The organism is Microbacterium sp. zg.Y909 (assembly GCF_024626565.1).
The window spans coordinates 1-8,675 of record NZ_JANJFJ010000186.1 but is presented as its reverse complement, the minus strand read 5'-3'; the positions used below and the strand labels follow the sequence as shown (position 1 = coordinate 8,675).

Below are 8,675 nucleotides of genomic sequence, written 5' to 3'. Positions count from 1 at the left end.
AGGAAGCGTGTCCTCATGGGGTTCTCCTTCGGTGTGGGTGATCAGGTCGGGTACGACTCGGTGGTGCGCGGGGCTGCGTCGGCGGATGCCGCGGCGAGCGCGGCGCGCACGGACCCGTCGTTGCCGGCGAGCAGTGCACGGGCATCGGTGGGGGCCACGTCGGCGAGCGCGGCGACGATCGCGGTCTTCAGCTCGCCGTCGGCGGCGGCGAGCACGTCGCGCGCGGCCTGCTCGTCGAGACCGGCTGCCTGCTGCAGAATGCGCACGGTGCGCAGTCGCAGCTTCGCGTTGGTCGCGACGACCGAGACCATGAGGTTCGACCACGTGCGCCCGACGGCGACCATGAGCGCGGTGGAGAAGCCGTTGAGCACGAGCTTCTCAGCCGTGGCGGCCTTCAGCCGCGTGGAGCCGGTGAGCACCTCGGGACCGGTGTCGACGACGATGTTCGCGTCGGCGAGCGGCGCCAGGGCGGCATTCGGGTTGCTGGAGACGAGCACGGTGTAGGCGCCGGCGGTGCGCGCGGCAGCGAGCGCACCGCCCACGTACGGGGTGTTGCCGCTGGCAGCCAGTCCGATCACGACGTCGTCACGGCCGACGCCCGACGCGTCCGCGGCGCCGTCGGCCTCGGAGTCCTCGGCATCCTCCACCGCCTTCACGAGCGCCGCGTGTCCCCCTGCGATGTGGCCGATGACGCGGCCGGGCTCGAGGTTGAAGGTGGGGAGCAGTTCGGCTGCGTCCAGCACGCCGAGGCGCCCAGAGGTGCCTGCGCCGAAGTAGTGCACGGTGCCGCCCCGGCGGAAGCGCTCGGCGGCGATGTCGACGACTTCGGCCAGCTGCGGCAGGATCGCCTCGACGGCGTCGACCGCGACCCGATCCTGCGCGTTCAGCAGCCGCAGCACGTCGATTCCGGCCAGCGCGTCGAGGTCAGCGGAGGCCTCGAGGCGCAGCTCGGTCGGAGACAGCGGGTGGGGGTGCGCAGGCATCGGCCGGACTCGTCCTTCACGTCATCGGGGGGTCGAAGATCCAGTATGAACAAAACTGTCGCTAAATCAAGTGTCTTCGGTTATTTTTTTCATGTGCGAAACATCGACGAAATCGGCGGCCTCCTCACCGCGGGCTTGAGGGACGGCGTCTACGGCGCAGCGGCCGTCGCCATCGCCGTCGACGGCGAAGTAGTCGCGGAGCACGCCGTCGGCCAGGCGCGCACCTGGGATGGGCCAGGAGTGTTGGCCGGCGAGGAATGGCCGGCGACGGATGCCGCGACGCGCTTCGACCTCGCATCGATCACCAAGCTGGTCACGGCGGCGACCCTGCTGACCCTGCTCGACGAACGCCGAGCCGATGCGTCCCTGCCGGTGGCCGAGGTGCTGCCCGAGTTCACCGACCCCGCTACGGACGGCATCACGGTCGCGCATCTGCTCAGCCACACCGCCGGCTTCCCTGCCGGATGGGCCGACCGCTCCCCCGATGCGGGCGCGGTGCGGTTCCGCGCCGGCGCGCGACCGGTCGTCGCCCCGGGCTCGGTGCACCGGTACTCGTGCGTCGGCTACATATGGGCGGGGCTGGTGGCAGAGGCGCTGGGTGGGGCACCGCTGGATGTGCTGGCCGAGCGCTGCGTTCTGGGTCCCCTGGGGATGAGCGAGACGGGCTTTCGCCCTCCCGCTGCGCTGCGGGCGCGCATCGTGGCCACCGAGTTCCAGAGCGAGCCGCCCCGCGGCGTGGTGCAGGGCGAGGTGCACGACGAGACCGCCTGGGCGCTGGGCGGGGTGGTGGGCAACGCCGGACTCTTCGGCACCGCACGGGACCTGCTTCGGCTGGCCGAGGCGCTGCGGCTGCCGCCCGGCGGGAGCCCGCTGGCGGCATCCGTCGTACGCGCGATGACGACGCCCGTCACCGTGGCCGACGACGGGTACGGCCAGGCGCTCGGCGGCCGCGTCGACGAGGCGTGGGCGAGTGGAATGACCGCCCCGGCCGTCGGCCACACCGGGTTCACCGGCACGGCGGTGGCGACCGAGGCCGGCGGCCGACGGTCGGTGGTGTTCTTGACCAACCGAGTGCATCCGCAGCGCGCCTCGGCCGAACCGATCCAGGTGATGCGTCGCCGGGTCGCCGATGCCGCCGCCGCTGCGATCGTCTGGGGAGCTCACCGATGACCGACGTGTTCGTCTCGCTGCGCCAGCACATGCCGGCGCTGTCCAATGCCGAGCGGCGCATCGCCGACGTGGTGCTCGACCGGCCGTCGGTGGTGGTCGAATCCTCCATCACCCGCCTGGCCGAGCTGGCCGGCACCTCACCGGCATCCGTCGCGCGGTTCTGCCGTGCCGTGGGGTTCGGCGGCTACAAGGAGTTCCGCATCGCGATCGCCTCGGCGAACAGCCGGGAGCAGGCCGCACGGGAGCTCTTCCGCGTCGACGACGCCGACATCGAGGCGACGGATTCGGCGCTCGACGTCGTGACCAAAGTGGCCTACGAAGAGGCGCGCGCGATCGAGGAGACCGCGCGCAGCCTCGACCTCGACGCGCTGGATGCCGTCGTCGCCGCGATCAGGGGCGCGCACCGCATCGACGCATTCGGGGCGGGGTCGAGCGGTCTGACCGCGCAGGATCTGCAGCTGAAGCTGCACCGCATCGGGGTGCCCACCTTCTGCTGGTCCGACGCGCACCTCGCGCTGACATCGTTCGCCCTCACCGGGCCGGGCGCGGTGGCCGTGGCCATCTCCCACTCGGGGCAGACGCTCGAGGCGAACCAGGTGCTCGCTCTCGCCCGCGAGCGAGGCGCGACGACGGTCGCGATCACGAACTACCCGGACTCCCCCCTCGCCGAGGTCGCCGATCATCTGCTGGTGACGAGCGCGCGCGAGTCGCGGTACCGCACCGGGGCGATGTCGAGCCGGCTCGCGCAGATGGCGATCGTCGACTTCGTGGTGGTGCGCCTGCTGCAGGGCGAGATGGACCGCGCCGGCGAGCTGCTGCGCCGAACCTACGACGCCGTGCAGGGGCACCGCCTCGACGGCGGCACCCCCGGTCGCTGACCCCGGTCGTTGAGCGAGCGAAGCGAGACGAAACGCCCGCGCAACCCCGCACAACCTCTCCACCGCAATCCACCCGGCCTCCTACGATCGACTCATGACCGACTCGACCGACACGCGCCTCGTCCTCGTCGCCAACGCCGGAGACGGCTCCCTCAGCACGTTCCGCCTCGCCGACGGCGAGCTCGAGCGCCTCGCCGTCACCGGCGGCCTGAAGGGATGCTCCACCTTCGCCGTCGACACCGAGCGCGACCTCGTCTACGCGGCGGTCAAGGGCGACGCCGAGGGCGATTCCGCCGGCATCCTGACTCTCTCGCTCGACCGCGAGACCGGGCAGCTGACGGCGCGCTCGCGGCGCGACGTGCCGGGAAGCATGAACTACATCGCGCTCACCCGCGGCGGCACGGGCCTGCTCGCCGCCTCATACAACGGCGGGCTCGGCATCACCTGCGCGATCGCCGACGGTGTGGTGGGTGACCCGGTGTCGCGCATCGAGTTCCCGAACCTGCACTCGGTGCTCCCCAGCGCCGACGGCCGGTTCGCGTACTTCGTGTCGCTGGGCGCCGATCTCGTGGCGCAGTACGCGCTGGCCGACGACCTGGCCCTCGTGCCGCTCGACCCCGAGACGGTGTCCGCTCCCGCCGGCAGCGGGCCGCGTCACCTGGTGCTCAACGACGCGCAGGATGCCGTGTACGTCCTCACCGAGTTCTCCGGCGAGGTGCTGCACTACGCGCGCGACACCGAGACGGGCGAGCTGACGCTCCAGGATGCCACGACGGCGTACGACACCACCCAGGGCCTCGGCCACAGCGAGTTCGGGGCCGACCCGATGGCGAACCACTACATCTGGGGCGCCGATCTGCACTTCTCCGACGGCGGGCGGCGGCTGTGGTGCTCGGAGCGCACCGAGAGCACGCTGGGCGCAGTTTCCGTCGCCGCCGACGGGTCGGTGTGGGCGCCCGAGCGGTTCACCGTGACCGAGCCGCAGCCGCGCGGATTCGACGTCAGCCCCGACGGCGCCTACCTCGTGGCGGCGGGCGAGCGCTCGACGACCGTGTCGCTGTACACGATCGACGGCGACGATCTCAACCTGCGACAGCGCGCAGAAACCGGCGTTGGCGCGAACTGGGTGCGGTTCGCCTAGATCGCTGTGAGCGACCGGGGAAAGCGCGGTCTGACCACCGATTTTCGCGGCTCCACTCCCAGGTAACGGTCAGGTAACGCACCGGAACCGTCCAGAAAGGGCAACCAAACTCGGGCACTTATCCGCCCGAACGGATTGCGATGCGCCACAACCGGCGCGCCCTCGACATACGGAACCGGTTTTCTCTTGCTTTCAGACCCGACTGCCCAGCACTCCCGCCGCACCAATCGCCAGACCGAACGCCGCTCGCGACGTCGCCCAGTTCTGGTGGCGGCGACGCTTGTGGTCGGCCTCGCAGCCGCCGCGTGTTCCACCGGAACGCCCGCATCCACCGCCCAGGCTCTGAGTGCCACCGCGCCGACCTTCGTCCTCGCATCGTCGATCACGCCGCTGCACCCCGACGCCCCCGAGGCGTCGACGCCCAGCGACGTCGTCTCGGCCGCCGATGAGGCCATCGCGGTGGCACAGGTCGCCATGACGCACTCGCAGACCGTGGCCGCGGACATCGTCGCATCCGGTCTCGACATCGGCTCGCCCGTCACCTCCGTCGACACCGCGCCGCTGCGGTCCGAGGTCGAAGAGCTGCAGCGCGCACAGGCGCTCGAGTTCGCCGATCTCGAGGATGCCATCGACGACGTGCACGCCGAGGCCGCCGAGGTCACCGAGCTCGCCGCCGGCCTGCGCGGTCGGCTCGACGCGGCCGTCGCCGCCGAGGCCGAGCGCGTTGCCGCAGAGAAGGCCCGCCTCGAGGCCGAAGCCGCCGCCGCTGCAGCCGCCGCGGAAGCCGCCGCCGCCGCGGAAGCACAGTCGGCCCGGCCGACTTCGTCGGGTTCGACCGCTGCCGCCGCCGCCCCCACCCCGAACTATGCGACCGGCGGCGCCGTGGGCGGCACGAGCCCCGCTGACGCGCAGGCGACGGCGCGCGGAATGCTCGCCGGCTACGGCTGGGGCGAGGACCAGTTCGGATGCCTCGTCTCGCTGTGGAACAAGGAGTCGGGCTGGAACTACCAGGCGTACAACCGCTCGAGCGGCGCCTTCGGCATTCCCCAGGCCCTCCCCGGCAGCAAGATGGCCAGCGCCGGCGCCGACTGGCAGACCAACCCCGCCACGCAGATCGCCTGGGGCTTCGGCTACATCTCCGGTCGCTACGGGTCGCCGTGCGGCGCGTGGGGTCACTCGCAGTCGGTCGGCTGGTACTGAGCGAGCCGGCGGGAACCCCGCCACCGCTGGACCGAGTGACGGGTTCGTGGAAGTGCCCATCGTGCGGCGTATCCGCACGAGGATTTAGCTCGGCTACGCTCGCGATGTGGACATTGCCGTCGGTTTACTGGTCATTCAGATCACTCTCGCATTACTCATCCTCATCATCAGCCTCGTGGTGGCGTACTGGGTAATCCGCCTCGCAGTGACGGCCGCCTTGAAGCGTCACACCGAATGGACGGAAGATCGCCGCTCGTAACCCGCATTCTTCGCCATTGCTCCAGGTCCACGAGCCGCACCGCAACGAATGCGGCAGTATCTACACATGCGCAGCGAGGCGGAGCAAAGAGCAATACGCGAAGACGTTTTCCGTTGGCTCGAGGAGCAATTCGTCAGCCGTGGCGGCTACGAGGTCTCCCGCGACGTACTCACTCCTACACCTACAGGGGGCGGCGCATCCCGCTACTCGACCAGGGGAGAGGGATCAGGAACCCCGCGGACTTCACGGCGACGCTCTCGATCATGTCGGGGTGGAAGTCCAATCAATATCAGGACTACGAGAATGATGACGGCTGGGTCACCTATTCGTACAGAACGGGCGATGGCGGCGACAACGTAAAGCTCATTCGCGCCTTCGAGCGCCGGGATCCCATCGTCTACCTACGAGCGGTTCGGGCGGGCTACTACGTTCCCTACTTCCTGTCGTGGTCACAGAGAACGATCCGATGCAGCGAGTCATCCGGTTCCCATTGGATCCGGGTTTAGCGCTCCTCGGGGACCCGCTTTCCTACTCCGAGGACCAACGCAGATACGCGGAGTCGATCGTGAAGACGCGCCTGCATCAACCGGTTTTCCGAGCGCGCGTACTCAACGCATACAAGGGCGCTTGCACGGTCTGCGATCTGCGCCATTCGGAACTGCTCGACGCTGCGCATATCGCCCCGGATGCGTCTGAACGAGGTGTCCCGCACGTGACGAACGGGCTCGCCATGTGCAAGATCCACCATGCCGCGTACGACCGCGCGCTGATGGGAATCAGACCCGACTTCGAGGTGCGCGTCAACGCGCGGCTACTGGATGAAGTCGACGGTCCAATGCTCCGTCATGGGCTGCAGGAGATGCATGGCCGCCCCATCCGACTACCCAAGAGCCGCATGCTCCAACCGTCGCGTGATCTCCTTGCCAGTCGATACGAGGCGTTCCAGAAGCGCTGAGCGGCTTCTCACCCGTCCACCGACAGCCCTAACCGACTGGGAACCCGGGGATCCAGGCGACCGACAGGTAGGAGACCACGGGTGCGACCGCGAGCAGGACAACGCCCACGACGACCAGGTGGCGCCTGCGACGCATCCCCACGAGCGCAAGCAGCATCGTCGCAGCATAGACGACGAGCACGACGATTGTGGCGACGACTCCGGTACCCGCACGGTCCGAGGCGAAACAGTTGCGTGGGGCGGGCTATATCGCAGGACAGACGATGGGCCCCCACGGGACCGCTGCAATCCAGATGACCGCGATCGTCGCCGCCGCAAGCAGTGTCGCCGCGAAAACGAGTCCCGAGGGAATGGGGGCGCGGTCGATCCTGCGCTCCATCGCGCCACGGGTTTTGGCCACACCTCGAACCTACTCGCCCCCACTTTCTGCACCCACGAACTATCCACACAAGGAGGTTTGGATCGAACAAATGTCCGAGGTTCGCGCGACAATGGATGCATGCCGAAGACCAGCTACCTCCCCGCCGACGAAGCCGCTGCGCGCGCTGTCGATCGGCTCGGCGACGTGCTTCCCGACCTGATCGGGGTGCGCGAGCAGATGGCGCGCCTGCAGGCTCACGAGTCTCGGCTGCTCGCGGCGACCGACGCCATCGTCGACGACTGGGTGACGGATGCCGGACTGCAGCACCGCTCCGAAGCCGAGATGCCGCACCGCATCGCGGCATCCGAGATCGCCGCCGCCTGGCGGGTCAGCGACCGCACCGTGCAGCGGCAGATGGGCGACGCGGCCACCCTCGTCAACGACTATCCGGCCACCCTCGCCTCACTCGAAGCGGGCCGCATCTCCAGCGCCCACGTGCGCGTCATCGTCAGCAACGGTGCGATCATCACGCGTCCTGAACTGCGCGCCGAATACGAAGCCGCCATCCTGCCCTACGCCGAATCCGAAGCGGCGACGCGGGTGGCGCCGATCGCGCGGCTCCGCGCCCAGTGGTTCTCCGACACCACCGTCGAGGAGCGCCACCAGCAGGCGCGGTTGCGGCGCAGCGTCTCCATCACCGACCTCGACGACGGCATGGCCGAACTCGTCGCGGTCTTGCCCGCTGCACTCGCTCACGGCGCGTACGACCGCATCTCGCAGATCGCGCGCATCGCCCAGACCACGCGCGATGCGGGCGGCGATGACGACGCTCTCATTCCGGCCGATGCGGTGCAGGCGGATGCCACCCCAGACACCCGCACGCTGAACGAACTGCGCGCCGACGCGCTGAGCGACCTGCTACTCACCGGCGCGCCGTCGTCGGCCGCGATCCCCGGCGGGCTGGCTTCGATCCGCGCGAACGTGCAGGTCACGGTGCCGGTCCTCACGCTCATCGGCGACCACGTGGCCGATCCCTTCGAATCCACCACCCTCGTCGGGCACGGCCCCATCGACGCCGCGACGGCACGCACCCTCGCGGCCGGCGCACCCGGGTGGGACCGCATCCTCACCCACCCGATCTCGGGGGCGGTCCTCGCCGTTGACCGCTACCGCCCCTCCGAAGAGATGCGCCGCTACCTGCGCACCCGCGATCAGCACTGCCGATTCATCGCCTGCCGAGTGTCGGCTCGGCTGTGCGACATCGATCACACGATCGACCACGCGCGGGGCGGGCCGACCGCCGTCTGCAACCTCGCTCACTTCTGCGAGCGACATCACACCGGAAAACACCACTCGACCTGGCGTGTGGAACAGCTCGGTGGCGGGGTGCTGAAATGGACCTCGCCCACGGGCCGGGTCTACATCGACCGCCCGGTGAGCGAAGTCGCGTTCGCGACCGAACCCGACGAGTTCGATCCCGCACCCTTCTGAGGGCGCAGCCCCTCTGCTGTCCCCCCTCCCCCGTGAGCTCCGCGGTGGATCACCCCGTTCTCAGGCGCACCGCCCCGACCGACTGTCAACCCCGCCGCACGGTGTCCGCGCCCCGGAGTAGACCATCCGCATGAGCAGAACACGCGAATGGCTGGACGGATACATCACCGCCTGGCAGACCGAGAACCCCGACGATGTCCGCGCCATCTTCACCGATGACGCCGAGTACTGGTTCCG

The 8,675-nt window shown here is 69.5% G+C and carries 9 protein-coding genes; 7 read left to right on the top strand and 2 right to left on the bottom strand.

Annotated elements, in window-relative coordinates:
- Nucleotides 1-41: 41 nt before the first annotated feature.
- Nucleotides 42-983 (bottom strand): N-acetylmuramic acid 6-phosphate etherase, encoded by a 942-nt coding sequence (locus tag NQ160_RS13690; protein ID WP_257515772.1) that lies wholly within the window; start codon nt 981-983, stop codon nt 42-44.
- 93 nt (nt 984-1,076) lie between these two features.
- On the opposite strand from NQ160_RS13690, the gene NQ160_RS13685 reads away from it, so the two are divergent.
- The 6 genes from NQ160_RS13685 to NQ160_RS13660 all read left to right on the top strand — a co-directional run bounded on the left by NQ160_RS13685 (nt 1,077) and on the right by NQ160_RS13660 (nt 6,586).
- Nucleotides 1,077-2,153, top strand: a complete 1,077-nt coding sequence (locus NQ160_RS13685) for a serine hydrolase domain-containing protein (RefSeq protein WP_257515771.1) — start codon at nt 1,077-1,079, stop codon at nt 2,151-2,153.
- Complete coding sequence (locus NQ160_RS13680) at nt 2,150-3,031, top strand: MurR/RpiR family transcriptional regulator (protein WP_257515770.1); 882 nt, start codon at nt 2,150-2,152, stop codon at nt 3,029-3,031. Before NQ160_RS13685 ends, NQ160_RS13680 begins: the two co-directional genes overlap by 4 nt.
- A 94-nt stretch (nt 3,032-3,125) precedes the next feature.
- Entirely contained in the window at nt 3,126-4,172 is a 1,047-nt protein-coding gene (locus NQ160_RS13675; protein WP_257515769.1) for a lactonase family protein, read from the top strand.
- 267 nt (nt 4,173-4,439) lie between these two features.
- Entirely contained in the window at nt 4,440-5,372 is a 933-nt protein-coding gene (locus NQ160_RS13670; protein WP_257515768.1) for a lytic transglycosylase domain-containing protein, read from the top strand.
- A 106-nt stretch (nt 5,373-5,478) separates the two neighbouring features.
- Entirely contained in the window at nt 5,479-5,631 is a 153-nt protein-coding gene (locus tag NQ160_RS13665) for a hypothetical protein (protein ID WP_257515767.1), read from the top strand.
- 565 nt (nt 5,632-6,196) lie between these two features.
- Nucleotides 6,197-6,586 carry an HNH endonuclease gene (locus NQ160_RS13660; protein WP_257515766.1) on the top strand — a complete coding sequence of 130 codons (390 nt, stop codon included), beginning with the start codon at nt 6,197-6,199 and terminating at the stop codon, nt 6,584-6,586.
- 28 nt (nt 6,587-6,614) lie between these two features.
- Here the strand turns inward: NQ160_RS13660 and NQ160_RS13655 are convergent, their stop codons facing one another.
- Nucleotides 6,615-6,743, bottom strand: coding sequence for a hypothetical protein (locus tag NQ160_RS13655; RefSeq protein WP_257515765.1), 129 nt, complete (start codon nt 6,741-6,743; stop codon nt 6,615-6,617).
- Between the two features lie 342 nt (nt 6,744-7,085).
- Here NQ160_RS13655 and NQ160_RS13650 point away from each other — a divergent pair, with 342 nt between their 5' ends.
- A complete protein-coding gene (locus tag NQ160_RS13650; protein WP_257515764.1) occupies nt 7,086-8,438 on the top strand; it encodes an HNH endonuclease in 1,353 nt (450 codons plus the stop codon).
- The last annotated feature ends 237 nt before the right edge of the window (nt 8,439-8,675 follow it).

Bases quoted from the DNA above. Each gene is read 5' to 3' on its own strand.
- NQ160_RS13675 (WP_257515769.1), top strand. From the start codon at position 3,126: ATGACCGACTCGACCGACACGCGCCTCGTCCTCGTCGCCAACGCCGGA.
- NQ160_RS13650 (WP_257515764.1), top strand. From the start codon at position 7,086: ATGCCGAAGACCAGCTACCTCCCCGCCGACGAAGCCGCTGCGCGCGCT.
- NQ160_RS13690 (WP_257515772.1), bottom strand. From the start codon at position 983: ATGCCTGCGCACCCCCACCCGCTGTCTCCGACCGAGCTGCGCCTCGAG.
- NQ160_RS13655 (WP_257515765.1), bottom strand. From the start codon at position 6,743: ATGCTGCTTGCGCTCGTGGGGATGCGTCGCAGGCGCCACCTGGTCGTC.
- NQ160_RS13680 (WP_257515770.1), top strand. From the start codon at position 2,150: ATGACCGACGTGTTCGTCTCGCTGCGCCAGCACATGCCGGCGCTGTCC.